The sequence below is a fragment of the Peribacillus sp. FSL P2-0133 genome, from assembly GCF_037975445.1.
Taxonomy (GTDB): domain Bacteria; phylum Bacillota; class Bacilli; order Bacillales; family DSM-1321; genus Peribacillus; species Peribacillus simplex_E.
The window spans coordinates 2,113,670-2,128,763 of the sequence record NZ_CP150254.1 but is presented as its reverse complement, the minus strand read 5'-3'; the positions used below and the strand labels follow the sequence as shown (position 1 = coordinate 2,128,763).

Below are 15,094 nucleotides of genomic sequence, written 5' to 3'. Positions count from 1 at the left end.
TATCTTCATCTTTTTATTTTTCCATGTTATAAAATGAACCTTATGTAAAGGCTCATTGGCTTAAATGCTTAGCTATTGTACTTGGTGCGTTCCTTACTGGACATAGGAGAATAAATCCTACTGAAAAACGAATTATGAGTATTTAGCTATTATAAGGTCATATTTATACTATATATTCTATCGAGGTTTATCTTAAAATAAACCTCTTTAAAGAGATTCTTCCGACAGTTCTCAAGCAGTCAAATGACTATCGATTACATAATCTGCCATTTACCTTTTCCTGACGTTCTTAGTAAAAGAATTCTTTTACCCAGATGTGCATCATTGATTATAAGCCACGTACGATCACAGAAGAAGAGAAGGATATTCTTAATCCCTGTTTACCCTCCTTATATGTTGCGATCAGGTTCGAAGAAGCGGCTTATTGTATCATTTTCAGCCTAATATTGAGCGTGAACTGCTATGACAGAAAATATAAAACTAACTATAGGTGGTATTAGTTTTATATGAGTCCTTTAGATGATAAGATTCTTGGGGAAAGTGATTGAAAAATAGATCAATATTTAGGAGGAGTTCATCTTGAATCCTTATGTATTTTTGGCAATAGCCATCCTAAGTGAAGTGTTTGGCAGTTCGATGTTAAAAGTATCAAACGGGTTTAAAAGGTTATTCCCTTCCATTGGTGTGGTAATTGGAATGGGTTTGGCTTTTTATTGCCTATCGTTATCATTAATAACCATACCGCTTGGAACGGCTTATGCCATTTGGTCGGGAATTGGCACAGCTTTAACTGCTTTAGTCGGTGTTATCGTTTATAAAGAAAGCTTTAACATGAAAAAATTTTTAGGTTTAGTCCTGATCATTGGAGGAGTGGTGGTTTTGAAGCTCTCAAGTGGAGGCAATTAACAATTTAGTAATCGGAGGTAATAGTATGAAAGGATACATAGCTTTAGGAATATCTATCTTAAGCGAAGTATTTGGTACGACCATGCTTAAGTTATCTGAAGGATTCACGCATTTATTCGCTTCATTTGGGGTTATAATAGGATTTGGAATTGCATTTTATAGCTTATCTATATGTCTTAAAACAATTCCGTTAAGCTTAGCTTATGCCATTTGGTCAGGAATAGGCACAGCTTTAACGGCATTAATTGGCGTACTATTATGGAGTGAGCCATTTAGTATCACTACATTAGGTGGCTTAGTATTAATCATTGGTGGAGTGGTCTTACTAAATGCTTCCCATACTCCCAAACAAGCAGAAGGATCGTCAAACTAATGGTTTGACGATCCTCCTCTCCCCCGATTGTTCAAAAATAAAAAGAGTCCAATTCGATGTCTATAAGAAAAACACGCTACCTTGAACAGCATTAAAAAAGGCCGCCACGGCGACCTTCTCTTTTTGAATGGAGCTGAACTTTCATGAATCAGTCCATCTCTTCCATATAATTCTACAGCATTTTCCTTTGCAAACTAATTGTTTTTTCATTTCATCCTTAGCCTGCCAGTCATCAAATACCTTTAGCCTTCACCAAGTCCTTCGTGCAAAGTCCGTAAACTTGAATTTATCGGGTCTATGCCTGGATTCGCTATACTGAAACAAGCTTCCATCGATTAAATGGACCGTACTTTTCACAACTGCCACCATATCGAAGTCTTCAATGTCCAATAATTGTCTATCTTCTTCACTGCATGGCTCCACGGTAATTTCCTTATTGGAAAAACCGATCTGGAGCCCGAGTTCCTTTTCGATATATCCATAAATCGAATCCTCACAAATTTCCTTCGTCAGGTTAGTTACGAACTCGCTTTTGAAATAGTCTTTGTCCAGTATGATTTTCTTGCCATTGATTTGCCGTACCCGAAACACTTTCCATACTTTACCACCATCCGTTAAGTCCAGAAGCTTGGTCATGTTTGAATCGGGGGTCTCAAGCTCCAACTTATGGATGATCGTTTTGGAATGCAAATTCAACTTTTCCACCATTTCTTTATAGGAAATCAACCCTGCTACAGGAAAATTAAATTTGCTGAAATCCAAGACAAATGAACCCTTTCCTTTGATTTTATGGATATATCCATTTTGTTCAAGCAACTGTAAGGCCTTTCTCACAGTATCCCTGGATATGTCATACTCTTCCATTAAGCTACTTTCGGAAGGAAGCTTTGAATTTGTCGGAAAGGTTCCTTCTTCAATTTTTGAAACTATATCACCATATAGCGATAGATATTTACTGTTCATTTCATCACCACAATATATTTTTCTTAGTCTGCTACTTGTCTTTTTTCAACAAATAGACAAGCGATTCATAGGGACGAAGGATTAAATCACCTGCGAGTTCTTTCGAATCGATATAGTTTGAGAGCAAGAGCTCTGAGTTGTACCCGAATAGGTCAATATCTTTTGGAATCTCGAAGGACGCTTCTTTTTCATAAAAGTTATTGATGACCAGAAGTTTCTCGTCTTCATAACTGCGAACATAAGCGAACAATTGGTCATGGCCGCCAAGAATTTCCTGATAGTCCCCATATGCAATGATATCATGTTTCTTGCGTAAGAATATAAGTTTTTGGTAATGATGAAAAATGGAATCCTGACCCTTCAGTGCGTGTTCAGCATTGATGATCTTAGCATTATCAGGCACTGAAATCCATGGTGTCCCTTTTGTAAAGCCTGCGTGCTCCGTATCTTCCCACTGCATGGGAGTTCGAGAATTATCACGGGATTTAGCTTGAAGAATTTCGATTATTTCCTTTTCATCCTTGCCTGCCTCTTTTAAAATATCATAATAATTAATCGATTCCACATCCCGATATTGTCCAATATCATTGAATTTCGGGTTGGTCATTCCTATTTCCTCCCCTTGATAAATATAAGGGGTCCCCCTAAGCATATGAATGGCTGTTGCCAGCATCTTGGCAGATTCCTTATGATACTCTTGATCATTCCCAAACCTGGATACGATCCTCGGCTGGTCATGGTTGCACCAGAACAGGGCGTTCCATCCATTCCCTTCTTGCATCCCATACTGCCAGCTGCTTAGGATCTCCTTTAACTGCCTGAAGTCAAAATCTGCAAGTGACCACTTTTCCCCATCTTTATAATCCACTTTTAGATGATGGAAACTGAATACCATGGACAGCTCCTTTTCAACTGGAGATGAATATTTGATGCAATGGTCAATGGTCGTCGATGACATTTCCCCTACAGTCATCACCTCTACATCCTTCCCAAATGTTTCTTCATTCATCTCTTTAAGGAATTGATGAATTTTGGGACCATCTGTATAAAAGCATCGTCCATCTCCATCATTGTCATTTTCAAAGATGTCAGGTTTCGAAATAAGATTGATCACATCCAAACGGAATCCTTTGACACCTTTATCCATCCAGAAGTTTACTACATTGAAGATTTCCTGCCTTACTCTGGGATTTTCCCAGTTAAGATCAGCTTGGGTCCGATCGAACAAGTGAAGGTAGTATTCATCATGTTCCGCTACATATTCCCATGCAGGTCCTCCGAATTTTGAAATCCAATTGGTAGGGGGCTCTCCATCTTTCGATTTCTTGAAAATATAATAGTCCTTATATTCTTTCTCTCCCGCAAATGCCTTTTGGAACCATTCATGCTCTGTAGAAGTATGGTTGAATACCATATCCAACATGATTTGGATATCCCGCGAATTAGCTTCCTTCACCAATCTTTCGAAATCATCCATCGTCCCGAAAACAGGATCAATGGATGTATAATCCGCTACATCATATCCATTATCATTCTGAGGTGAACGATAAAAAGGGGTCAGCCAAATATAATCCACTCCCAGTTCATTCAGATAATCAAGTTTTTCAATAACGCCATTTATATCCCCGATTCCGTCACCGTTCGAATCCTTAAATGACTTCGGATAAATTTGATAGATGGTACTTTTTTTAAAATCCTTCATTGTGATTCCTCCTCTGCTATCCCTGATGTCTCTATTGCCAGTATGGTAAAAAAGAGGGAGAATGCTCTCCCTCCGCGTTATTAAGCATTTAATTTCGTTGTTTTCGTTCTTGTTTTCAAATTCATTTTAGGACGTTTGGAGAATACGATAGTCAAAATGAATGGCACAACGAAAGCAACCAACATCGCGAGTGCAAACATTCCCATGTACTGTGGCTGGATGGATAGGATACCCGGGATCCCTCCAACACCGATGGAATTTGCCATTACTCCAGATCCGACTGAAACAATGCCTGCGAAAAGTGAACCGATCATACCGGCTAAGAACGGAAAGCCGTATTTCAGGTTAATCCCGAACATGGCTGGCTCGGTTACACCGAGATAACATGAAATCGTAGCGGGTATGGACACTTGTCTTTCCTCCTGGTCCTTTCTGTTGATGTAAATCATCGCAAGCACTGCCGTTCCTTGTGCAATATTGGATAATGCGATCATCGGCCATAGGTTCGTACCGCCAAGTTCACTCATAAGCTGAAGATCGATTGCGTTTGTCATGTGATGCAGTCCCGTGATGACAAGCGGTGCATATGCAAAGCCGAAAACTGCAGCAAATAGCCAGCCAACTGATGAATTCAATCCGGAATATACAACCGTAGAAATGACAGAACCGATTTTCCAGCCTAAAGGCCCCAGAATAGTGTGGGCAATGATAACAGTTGGAAGTAAAGCGAAAAATGGAACGACGATCATGGAAATGGAATTGTGCACTTTATCTCTCAAGAACCGTTCTAAATATGCCAAGACGAACCCTGCAAGTATCGCTGGGATGACTTGAGCCTGATAGCCGATCATATCGACCTGGGCAAAACCGAAATCCCAAAAAGGTATGTCACTTGCCTTTGTGTTTGCCACTGCATATGCATTAAGAAGTTGTGGGGAAACCAGGGTCAAACCAAGGACGATGCCGAGAATTTGAGTCGTGCCCATTTTTTTCGAGATTGACCATGTAATCCCAACAGGAAGAAAATGAAAAATAGCTTCACCTATCAGCCAAAGGAAGGCGTGTACTCCTGACCAGAATTGTGAAATATCCACAAGGGTCTTTGTGCTATCATCGAACATTTTAATATCGCCAATGATATTGCGGAATCCAAGAATGAGTCCGCCAACGACTATGGCAGGAATCAGTGGGGTAAAAATATCCGCAAGATGGGCAATCATACGCTGCAGCCAGCTCATATTCTGTTTAGCTGCTTCTTTCACATCTTCTTTTGACGCTTCCTGAAGTCCAGCTATGGAAACGAATTCATTATAAAACGATGATACTTCGTTCCCGATTATGACCTGGAACTGGCCAGCTTGTGTAAACGTTCCTTTCACAAGCTTAATCGATTCGATATTCGTTACATCCGCCTTGGAGGGGTCTTTCAAAGCAAAACGCATTCTTGTCGCACAATGCGTAACCGTCGCAATATTCTCTTTCCCTCCGACATGTTGAAGCAAATCCGTTGCTGGTTCTGTGTATTTACCCATTTCACTACTTCCTTTCCCTAGAAAGCAAAATATAGTTGTTTTTATAACCTGTACGTATAGGTTCTGTATACGCTTTCATATTATCCTGTACGTACAGGTTCTGTCAAGAACTTTTTCCCTCACTTTAAAGGTTTGATTATCATGTAATTTCATTTACTATACTGTTAATTGACAATATGATGTTTGATAATACGATTCATGTTATCACCGTATCTATCAACAATCTCTCATGGGATTCTTAACATGGATAACTATCTGAAAAATTCCGAAATAGGGTATAATGATGACATAACCTCTAAATCAATATTTTAAAGGTTAGAATTTAACAGAGAAATGGGTGATTAACGTATGTCTGAAACTAATAAATTTCCACTTATATCAGGTAATCTTTCTCTGGATTTAGTGAATACGGAACTAGTCAGTCGTGGTCAACGGCAAGACTTATTACTATCAGAACGGGATGTGTTGGACTGGCTTGCTGTAATAGAATGGAAAAATTCATATTGGGATAATCAGCTATCCTTGAAAATCAACGAGAGAATTCAACAGGTATTTGTAGGTATTCTAGAAATGCGTACTATTTTAAGAAAACAATTTGAGTTAATAGCAGATGGATATATGATTCCTGATGAGTTTATCGCTTTTTTAGAAAATAAAATACAAAAGTCACCTTTCACTTATAAATTAATGGATCAAAAGCTGGTTCCCATACCTGTTGGAGAAGCGGAAGATATCCTGCTATCTTATATTGCTTTTGACACATTAACATTAATCGTAGAAAATAAGCTGTCATCACTAAAGCGATGCTCGAATGATGATTGCGTCCTGTTATTTATCGATGAAAGCGGAAGACGCAAGTGGTGTTCAATGAAAATATGCGGGAATAGAAAAAAGGTAGCCAGATTTCAACACCGGAAATCAGATGATCAATGAAGAGCCAACTTATTATAAAAGTTGGTTTTTTTATGGGTTTAAAACTAACCTATAAAAAAGATTTTGACAGGTTAGTTTGTTTCATGTAAAGTCTAATTATATAAAAAAGGAGGGGTAATATTGGACCGTATATCAATAGCGAGGCCTAAAGAAAAACGCTTTTTTCATATTCATTATTTTTCGAAGATGAAGGGAAAAGGAAGAAGCCCTTTACAGATAAATGTAAAGGACGCAATAACGGGACTGATTGGAGGATTTTTAACCATTTTCGCTTTAATTCTTTTAACAAAAATGACATCTGCAGTGTGGTTAATGGCTCCATTTGGTGCCAGTTGTGTACTGGCATTCGGGCTATGGAACGCGCCGTTATCACAGCCACGGAATATTATTGGCGGCCATTTTGTTTCAACATTCGTAGGTTTAGCTTCCTATCATTTTTTTGGCGATGAGCCTTGGGCAATCGGCTTAGCTGTCGGATTAGCAATTGCCGTGATGATGCTGACAAAAACGACGCACCCACCAGCAGGGGCAGACCCACTTGTTGTTATGCTTGGTCATTATAGCTGGAGCTATTTATTTACGCCTGTGTTAATTGGTTCCGTGATAATCGTTTTCCTTGCACTGTTAATTAATAATTTGCGCAGCAATCGGAACTATCCAACTTTTTGGATTTGATGTAAATAGAAATATAAGCCCTTTTGATGCGATAAACGATTTTAACGAAGTGTATTCAAAATTAGTAAAAAATGAATAATCTGCACTTATATCTAAATAACAAAAAGAGGAGCTAAGGTGCTCCTCTCAGAATGTAGAGAAACTCGATATAATTGAGTTTCTCTACATTCTTTTTGATTTAAAATAGGAGTATTAAAACCCTTCCGTTAACAACTGTTCTGTTCATTCGATATTATAAATAAACAATTAAGTTTCAGCGTTTAGTTTTACATGGGTTTCTGCAACTTCAACTCCGTTTACGAGAAGGGAGATTCGATGGATTCCCGTGTAATGACGACGAGTGGTCAAATCCTTCCAATTGTGGATTCTCACTCTCTCGACTCGTTCTCCATCCGTGAAATTCCTATCTGCCAATAGGAATATTTTACGCGATGTCTTCTGATTGGCTTTTACAAAATCGATGGCGTACTCAATACGAAGTTTCGCCGTATTCTTCGCGTGCACTTGAAACCCGAAATGAAGTTCACTGGTTTCCCCAATAAAAATCGAGTCTGGTTCATTTCTAATAAAAGCGTTTGTAATGATATTAGGATTGTTCAATACATCCGTGTAACCAAATAATGAAAGGACCTCTGGATCTGCTTGACGAACAAGGGTCCGGCATCCCCGTCGGACAATCCAAATCGTTTGGGGGTTTCCACTTTCATGCCAACGCTTGGCAGTCTCTATGACGGCATTCGGATGATCTCTCGCAATATCATTCAAGTTATTTGCCACACTTTTGCGTACATATAGGGACGGATCGCTTTTCAGGTTCTCAAGTAACTCCAAGACAGGTGTCGGATCGGATTTGAACATCGGTAAAGCTTGTCCCCAAGGTAACCTGGGCCGGCACCCCTCACTAGCCAGCCTACGGACATGTTCATCATCATGATCGGTCCATTCCTTCATCTTCTCGATCATTAAAACGGGATCAAGCAAGATAAAAGCACGGATTGCAAATTCAGAGGATGACCTTGCAGTAAAACGCTCCAACGCATCAAGCGATAACGGCCAATCTTTCTTATTCAATCCATGTACCTCGACAAAATCCGGGAAAAATAAATATCTAAAACCTTCACAATCCTTATCAAGTCGATACAAAATACCCAAAGCCTCTTGATAATCACTAGGAAGGTGCTTTCCAAGAGTAATGGAAATATGTCTAATTCGTTCTTTTAACTTCCTCTCGTCCCAATGCTCATCAATCACTTCCTCTACAAACGATTCAGTAGAGAAGGATGGATGGACACCCTTTACTTTTTCACCGAATTCACGAATGAACGTTTCATTATATAAATCCTTTAAAGGCTCAGCCATTTAATTCACTTCTTTTCTTCAGGTTAAATTTGCTTTTGGATACTTGCACTACCTATCAGCTATCATTTCAAACTATGTTATGCACTCTCATCCATAGAGCGATACATATCATTAAAAAAGGACAGCTTACTTTACAGAACAAGTCTGTCCAAAATCAAGTGAAGTTCATTCATCACTATTTGGAATGGCTGCATAATAGCTGATTCTATAGGAATCTATATACCTCTTTCCAATGGATGTAATCTTTGCACCAGAACCCATTTCCCATAAGTCCATCTAATATCCCCATACAAAATCCCTCCCGGAGTTTTCCTTTGTGTATAGTATGATAGTAGTAGCATATAAAGTAAAATATTCCTACCATATTAATGAATTAATCAAAACGACAAAAAGCCCACTCTGAAGAGCAAGGGCCTGCTTCTAGCTTTTATCAAAGAAAAAGGGTCAGTCCCACTGAGTTAATACTTTAACACAGTGGGGACTGACCTAATTGTCTATTAGACATTTTGATTTTAGCTTTATCTGCCTCAGGTGTTATACCTTTCTACTTATCTATTTAATTGTTTCACTTTTACAGGCTTTTTTTCCTTGCTTAATTTGATGATTTGTCCAATAATACTGATGGCAATTTCTTCTGATGTTTCCGAGTCAATTTCCAATCCGATTGGAGAATGGACCTGCTCCAACTGTTCTTGCGTGACCCCTTCACTTTTTAACTTTTCAAATATGGTTATGACCTTGCGTTTACTGGCGACCATCCCAACATATGCAATCGGAAATTGCAGTGCCGTTTTTAATACAATATCATCACAATCTTTTGTAACAATTACCACATATGATTTTTCATTTAGGTTGGCTGCGAGCAAAGCCTTTCCAATATCCTCGTTCACAAAAAGGTTTGTCGCATTAGGAAAGCGTTCCTTTGTACAATAACCAATGCGATCATCGACAATGCAATAAGGATATTCGAGGAAATCAGCGAGCTTTGCCAACGCATGGCCTAAATGACCGGCCCCAGCCAGAATGAGTTCAGGCCTGCTTGTATAGACTTCAATAAAGACCCGTAACGTGCCGCCACAATTCATCTGAATTCCGTCTTTTGCATGTTTATTCAATTTATATTCAACGATTTTCGATTGGCCATTTTGGATCGCCTTTACACTATCTTCGATCACATAGTGTTCAGCCAAGCCCCCTCCGACAGTCCCTTCAATGGTACCATCCCGGTAGACAATCATTTTTCCAACATGCCTGGGAGTCGAGCCCTTTGATTCAATAATCATGGCTAAAGCAAAGGTTTCGTTTTGTTGCGTCAGCATGGCCACTTTTTCCATCAGCTGCATGAAAAGCCCCCCCCTATTTTTAAACATTAATTCGGTTGATATTGCTTCATGCTAAGAAAATAACGTAAAAGATGTAACGCAACGGTTTTTCTGTAAGCCGCAGTGGAGCGTTGATCGTCGATTGGTCTAATGATCTTATCGAAGGCTGCCACAATTTCAGCGATGTCTGCATCGGCTAATGGTATCGTTTTTCCAACCAGCTTCTTCTCAATATCAATGGAACGAACCATCGTAGGTCCGACCGCCCCGAAGGCAAATCGAATGTCATCGATTCGATCTTTGCTTATCCGGACGAAACCCGCAAACGATACTTTGGCAATGGCATCTGCGTTGCGGTTGCCGACTTTCTCGAAAACGACATGTGAATCTCCTAATACGAACGGCAGAATAATCTCCGTTACTATTTCATTGTGAAAGCGTTGAACCTGTCGTGGACCTTGAATGAAATCGCTAATCGCAACCATGCGATCACCATTTACGGAGTGCAACAGAAGCTTTGCATTGTATACATATAATAAAGGAAGCATGTCACCGGCTGGAGAGGCGTTGCAAATATTACCACCTAATGTTCCCCGGTTTCTAATTGCCGGGGCAGCAATTGTTTTAATTGCATTCTTTAAAGCAAAAGGAATCAACGGATTTTCAAGTAATTCACTATAGGTACAGCAGGCCCCGATGTGGAGATCCTTGTGATGTTGATACACCTGCTTTAATTCGGAAAGATGATTAATAAAAACAATCGGTTTAGGGATTTTTGGAGGTACTCCCCTTCTACTTTTGTGAAGAACCATAACATCGGTGCCCCCGGCTATGATTGCACAATCTTCTCTATTCAATTGGCTTAAAGTTTCGTCTAAACGCTCGAAGCGATACGCTGTTATTTTCTCTATCATAAGCCATCACCTTTTTTAGCTGCTAGGTTAATCGCCTCAACAATCATATTGTAGCCCGTACATCGGCACAGATTTCCGGAGATGCCCTCACGAATTTCAGCCTCTGAAGGATGAGGATTTTCAGATAACAAAGCTGCACTTGCCATAATCATTCCCGGTATGCAATAGCCGCATTGCACTCCCCCGGCTATGGAATAGCTTTCATCTAAAATTTTAAATTGTTCCGTTTCAATGATGCCTTCGATCGTTTGAATATCGGCACCAGCAATCGAGCCAATTGGAATAAGGCAGCTGTTTTGCAGGAGGTTATTCACAAAAACACTGCAGGCTCCGCACTCCCCTTCACCACAGCCTTCCTTTGTTCCGATTAACTCAAACTCATCTCTTAATAAATCTAGTAATCTTGCTGTAGCAGGGGCGTCAGTTTCTACCGTTCTTCCATTTAGTGTGAATTTAATCAACCCTCTTCACCTTCTTTCATCCAAAGACTTTCAATAATGACTTCCGGTGTAATCGGAATTTGCTGAAAAGAAGTTTGCAGGGCATCCTCAATCGCAGCTTGGACTGCTGGAGCGCCTCCGATTAAAGTCAATTCACCTGCGCCCTTCGCCCCGTATGGACCATCAGCATAGGGGTTATCAAAGACCTTGCTTTCAATTGAAACAATATCCAATGAAGTCGGCGGTCCATAATCCGATATGCTTTTTTGTTGGATTCTACCTTGTTTTGACGTCATCTTTTCTAGATAACCGTATGCTAGCCCTTGAGCCAAACCACCGTCAATTTGGCCTTTCATAATCCGTTCATCGATGACCTTCCCAACTTCATAATTGCCGTATACTTTTTCTAACTTTAAATTACCTGTTAACGTATCAACTTCTACTTCAACGATATTAACGCCCCATGAATAAGCCGGGTAGGCATCTCCAGTGAAGGTTTTCTCGTCCCAAGGAATCATTTCACGGTGAACATAGTGCTCAACTACTTCCTGTTCCACCCCTGTTTGCCACTGATTCTTAAGTTTTTTTGCGGCCCGTTCAAGCAATTTTCCGACAATCATCGTCGTCCTGGAAGCTACGGTCGGACCCGAGTCGGGAACCTCTTTTGTGTCGGGATAAGGGTACAAAATATCTTCGAACGGGAGGTTAAGTTCTTTGGCGACAATTTTACACAACGTCGTCAAAATACCTTGTCCCATATCAGAGTTTGAGATTTTTAGTGATACCTGGTCGTCCTTTGATTTAACCAGCTTCACCGTTGCTTTAATATGATCTCTTTCGCCACTGCCTGTAAATCCACAGCCGTGGAGGAACAGCGAAGTCCCTATCCCTTTTTTATAGCGCTGATTTTGTTGATTTAAGCGCTGAAAGTCTTCTTTTTTCTTTTTGTATTCTGACACGTTGAGTACGTCCTCAATCATTTCTTCCACTAATATCGGGTCGCGGAATTTACCTTTGGTGATGGTGGGGTCTCCTTGTTTGACGAGGTATTTTCGTTTATATTCAAGCGGGTCGATTTTTGCCAGTTTACTAAGATGTCCAATATGGCTTTCGATTCCGGCAAAGCTTTGTGGAGCACCAAAGCCTCTGAAGGCGCCGTTCGGAACGGTATTGGTTTTTAAGACATAGCCTTTTGCATGAAAATGCGGAATTTTATAAACACCGGCACTGTTTATTAATGCGCGCTGCAGCACGACCGAGCTCAATCCCACATTTGCCCCTCCATCGAGAAAGATGTCAACACACATGCTCAAAATATTTCCTTCCTTATCAAGGGCCGTTCGATATTTGAGTTTGGCCGGATGCCTTTTCGTCGTAACCAGCATATCCTCAGAACGGTCGAACACGAGCATTACCGATTTTTTGATTGCTCTTGCGGCAACGGCTACGTGACAAGCCATCATAGAAGGATAATCTTCTTTGCCGCCAAAACCTCCGCCGGTAGGACTTTGAACAACTCTGACTTCATCGTCACCACAGACTAATGCGCTTAGCAATGCATTTTTTATATAATAAAGACATTGCATCGATCCCTGGACGACAATTTCATCATCCTTATAAACGGCGAGCATTCCTTGCGGCTCAAGGTAGACATGCTCCTGATAACCCGTATCATATTCTTCTTCGATGATTTGATGGGCTTCCTGCTCGATAGCTGAAATGTTTTCTAAGCTTTCCCCAAATTCATAGCTTGCCAAAACTAGGGATACTGATTTTTGCTTGATCACTTCGTCCAATGTATAGATAGCCTGATGTTCTTCAAATTCAACCTCCACTTCATTTAACAAACTGTACAGGATATCCAGGTCTTTGCCCGTGAGCATGAGGATTGGCTCACCAATATAATTGACCCACTCATTGGCAAAAATGGGCTGATCTTCTTTGATAATTTTGACATAATTCGGTCCGGGGATATGCTCTGCTCCAACAGCCTCATACCCTTCCGGAAGGTTAGGTAATTGAATGGATATGATTTTTCCATAAGCAATTGGCGATCGATACAAAACACCATAAACCATATTTTCCACTTTCACGTCACTAATATAGGGCAACTGGCCCGATACTTTACCTTTATGGTCCTTTTTGGGCACTGAGGTGCTTATGTCTTTGAGATTCATTGCAACAACACCCTTCGACTCATTTTTTTAAAGGGACATATTCTGAATAGAAACCTCTTCCTACGATTTTATCAATGAGAATGATCTTTTATGATTCATTTCTATTCAAGATTTTCGTAGTTTTTAATTATATTTTTACTTCGAGAAATTTAAAGCTTTATCATAATCAATGGCTTTTTGGTAATCCTCCGGTGTATCAACATCCATTAATACTCCCGCATCATCTACATTCATGTATTGCTTTTCGTAACCGCCCAGGACCACACGCAAATTACTTTCTGGATTGGTTTCGAGAATTTTCTGTTTTACTTCAATTGATAATTTAATGGGATGGCCGCCTTTATTGTCAAAGCTGGGAATAACCACGTTTCCTTTGTGTTTTGCTAGTAGCTGAACAGTCTCTTTTTTTACAAGCGGACAATCTCCGGGTGTTATAAAGAAGGTTGGGGCATTTACTTCGTTGCAGCCCTTTTGAATGGAATGAAACATTCCCTGGTTAAAGTAGTCATTATAAACAAACTTGATCTGAAATGAATAGGCATTTTTACTGATGATTTTGGCAATTTCCTCTTGGATGATTTCCGCTTGAAATCCAGCTACGACGATGATCCTGCTGCATAATCCTTCAAATTTAGAGATCGTTTGCTCCAACACGCTCATTTGCCCCATCGGCAAAGTCATTTTAAATGCATTCGCTCGGCTGGAATATCCAGCGGCTAGGACGATTGCTTCCATGTTTGTCACCTTCTTCCTATCATTTTTCTTAATTCTCACAATAAAAGCACAAGCGGAGTAAGGATTTGCTGTATGGACATTGATTGTTTATGCTTTGAATTTTAATTAAAGAATCTGGATAGTGTTTTTTTCTTTATATGCGTAAAAGCCTCATTATATTACTTATGGTACGCTTCAGCGTAACGCATCTAAATGAGGTTTAAATAATTTTTCATGGAGGTTAACAATGAATATTTTCGTAATTATGAAACGCACCTTTGGTACGGAAGAAATAATGTTTTTTAATGACGGTCCAATCGATTTCAGTGGTGCGGAACACATCATTAATCCATATGATGAAAATAATAGATTTAGATGACCTTGAATTAGAGAAGAAGAGGTTCATGCAAAAACCAATACAGTAGAAATTTTCATGCCGCCTCAAAAACAAGCAGGAAAATTTTTAAAATGAAAGTGAAACCAATATCCTTATTTTGGCGGGTGATCTCGACGGACATGGAATCGGCATAAATATTCTCCACTTCTTGAGTCATATACATATCCAAGGCGTGACAGGCACCGACTCAATACCCACAATTAATAGAATTTTAGATGTAACAAAAATTTAATGAGCCCCTGTATCCCCTAAATCTCTAGAGCCCTACAATCTATATAAAACATCAAATAGGAGAGTTAATCACTATGGATAACTCTCCTTTTACGTTACATCCTTTAAAAATCAACCGCTTCACAGCAACCGATAAAATTAATGTTTATCCCCAGGGCTTACCCCTAGGGCAGTGCTTGGGATGGCATCATAGACAGCAGGATCGGCGTTTTCAAGGGAACCGTCTGCTAATCCATTAAGAACCGCTATGACTGGAACCTTTGCTGTTTCTTTAAGCATTCCGTTTTGCTTCTGACCGAGCGTTTGAGTTTGTCCCTTTATTTCAATTAGCATCGTGGCTGTGCCATTTAACTGGATGGCCCCAAGCCCAGAGCCTGGGTAGTTCATTTTGAAAAGTGAAAGTCCATCTCGTCATTGTTTGCAATTTAAGAATGGGGACCTCTTCACGGAGGTCCC

The 15,094-nt window shown here is 39.9% G+C and carries 15 protein-coding genes and 2 pseudogenes; 6 read left to right on the top strand and 11 right to left on the bottom strand.

Annotation, left to right across the window (positions count from 1 at the left end):
* Positions 1–579 precede the first annotated feature (579 nt).
* Together MKY17_RS10240 and MKY17_RS10235 are read left to right on the top strand one after the other, a co-directional pair.
* Positions 580–906, top strand: a complete 327-nt coding sequence (locus MKY17_RS10240; RefSeq protein WP_098372909.1) for a multidrug efflux SMR transporter — start codon at positions 580–582, stop codon at positions 904–906.
* A gap of 25 nt (positions 907–931) precedes the next feature.
* Positions 932–1,279, top strand: a complete 348-nt coding sequence (locus tag MKY17_RS10235; protein WP_339201833.1) for a multidrug efflux SMR transporter — start codon at positions 932–934, stop codon at positions 1,277–1,279.
* Positions 1,280–1,528: 249 nt separating this feature from the next.
* Here the strand turns inward: MKY17_RS10235 and treR are convergent, their stop codons facing one another.
* From treR to treP, 3 genes are all read right to left on the bottom strand, one after another.
* Entirely contained in the window at positions 1,529–2,242 is a 714-nt protein-coding gene (gene treR / locus MKY17_RS10230) for a trehalose operon repressor (protein WP_141995043.1), read from the bottom strand.
* Positions 2,243–2,273: 31 nt separating this feature from the next.
* A complete protein-coding gene (gene treC / locus MKY17_RS10225; protein ID WP_339201832.1) occupies positions 2,274–3,944 on the bottom strand; it encodes an alpha,alpha-phosphotrehalase in 1,671 nt (556 codons plus the stop codon).
* Positions 3,945–4,024: 80 nt separating this feature from the next.
* Complete coding sequence (treP, locus tag MKY17_RS10220) at positions 4,025–5,476, bottom strand: PTS system trehalose-specific EIIBC component (RefSeq protein WP_098372905.1); 1,452 nt, start codon at positions 5,474–5,476, stop codon at positions 4,025–4,027.
* Between the two features lie 348 nt (positions 5,477–5,824).
* Here treP and MKY17_RS10215 point away from each other — a divergent pair, with 348 nt between their 5' ends.
* Both MKY17_RS10215 and MKY17_RS10210 read left to right on the top strand, forming a co-directional pair.
* Positions 5,825–6,409, top strand: coding sequence for a CGNR zinc finger domain-containing protein (locus tag MKY17_RS10215; RefSeq protein ID WP_098372904.1), 585 nt, complete (start codon positions 5,825–5,827; stop codon positions 6,407–6,409).
* Between the two features lie 120 nt (positions 6,410–6,529).
* Positions 6,530–7,084, top strand: coding sequence for an HPP family protein (locus tag MKY17_RS10210; protein WP_339201830.1), 555 nt, complete (start codon positions 6,530–6,532; stop codon positions 7,082–7,084).
* A gap of 246 nt (positions 7,085–7,330) precedes the next feature.
* On the opposite strand, the gene MKY17_RS10205 is transcribed toward MKY17_RS10210, so the two are convergent.
* The gene (locus MKY17_RS10205) at positions 7,331–8,443 is read right to left on the bottom strand and encodes a DNA alkylation repair protein (protein WP_339201829.1); all 1,113 of its coding nucleotides are present in this window, start codon (positions 8,441–8,443) and stop codon (positions 7,331–7,333) included.
* A gap of 98 nt (positions 8,444–8,541) precedes the next feature.
* Here MKY17_RS10205 and MKY17_RS10200 point away from each other — a divergent pair.
* Positions 8,542–8,639 (top strand): annotated as a pseudogene (locus tag MKY17_RS10200) (IS6 family transposase); the annotation flags it as partial.
* Between the two features lie 352 nt (positions 8,640–8,991).
* Here MKY17_RS10200 and MKY17_RS10195 read toward each other — a convergent pair.
* The 5 genes from MKY17_RS10195 to MKY17_RS10175 form a co-directional block, all read right to left on the bottom strand.
* On the bottom strand, positions 8,992–9,786 hold the full coding sequence (locus MKY17_RS10195; protein WP_339201828.1) for an XdhC family protein: 795 nt from the start codon (positions 9,784–9,786) through the stop codon (positions 8,992–8,994).
* 26 nt (positions 9,787–9,812) lie between these two features.
* Positions 9,813–10,679, bottom strand: a complete 867-nt coding sequence (locus MKY17_RS10190) for a xanthine dehydrogenase family protein subunit M (RefSeq protein WP_063234628.1) — start codon at positions 10,677–10,679, stop codon at positions 9,813–9,815.
* On the bottom strand, positions 10,676–11,140 hold the full coding sequence (locus tag MKY17_RS10185) for a (2Fe-2S)-binding protein (RefSeq protein ID WP_034312987.1): 465 nt from the start codon (positions 11,138–11,140) through the stop codon (positions 10,676–10,678). The genes MKY17_RS10190 and MKY17_RS10185 overlap by 4 nt, the downstream gene beginning before the upstream one ends.
* Complete coding sequence (locus MKY17_RS10180) at positions 11,137–13,296, bottom strand: xanthine dehydrogenase family protein molybdopterin-binding subunit (RefSeq protein ID WP_339201825.1); 2,160 nt, start codon at positions 13,294–13,296, stop codon at positions 11,137–11,139. The genes MKY17_RS10185 and MKY17_RS10180 overlap by 4 nt, the downstream gene beginning before the upstream one ends.
* A gap of 135 nt (positions 13,297–13,431) precedes the next feature.
* Positions 13,432–14,031 carry a nucleotidyltransferase family protein gene (locus MKY17_RS10175; protein ID WP_339201823.1) on the bottom strand — a complete coding sequence of 200 codons (600 nt, stop codon included), beginning with the start codon at positions 14,029–14,031 and terminating at the stop codon, positions 13,432–13,434.
* A gap of 226 nt (positions 14,032–14,257) precedes the next feature.
* Here MKY17_RS10175 and MKY17_RS10170 point away from each other — a divergent pair.
* Positions 14,258–14,371 (top strand): annotated as a pseudogene (locus MKY17_RS10170) (electron transfer flavoprotein subunit beta); the annotation flags it as partial.
* A gap of 70 nt (positions 14,372–14,441) precedes the next feature.
* On the opposite strand, the gene MKY17_RS10165 reads toward MKY17_RS10170, so the two are convergent.
* Together MKY17_RS10165 and MKY17_RS10160 are read right to left on the bottom strand one after the other, a co-directional pair.
* The gene (locus MKY17_RS10165; protein ID WP_260399764.1) at positions 14,442–14,564 is read right to left on the bottom strand and encodes a hypothetical protein; all 123 of its coding nucleotides are present in this window, start codon (positions 14,562–14,564) and stop codon (positions 14,442–14,444) included.
* 212 nt (positions 14,565–14,776) lie between these two features.
* Complete coding sequence (locus MKY17_RS10160; protein WP_144551067.1) at positions 14,777–15,025, bottom strand: hypothetical protein; 249 nt, start codon at positions 15,023–15,025, stop codon at positions 14,777–14,779.
* Positions 15,026–15,094 lie beyond the last annotated feature (69 nt).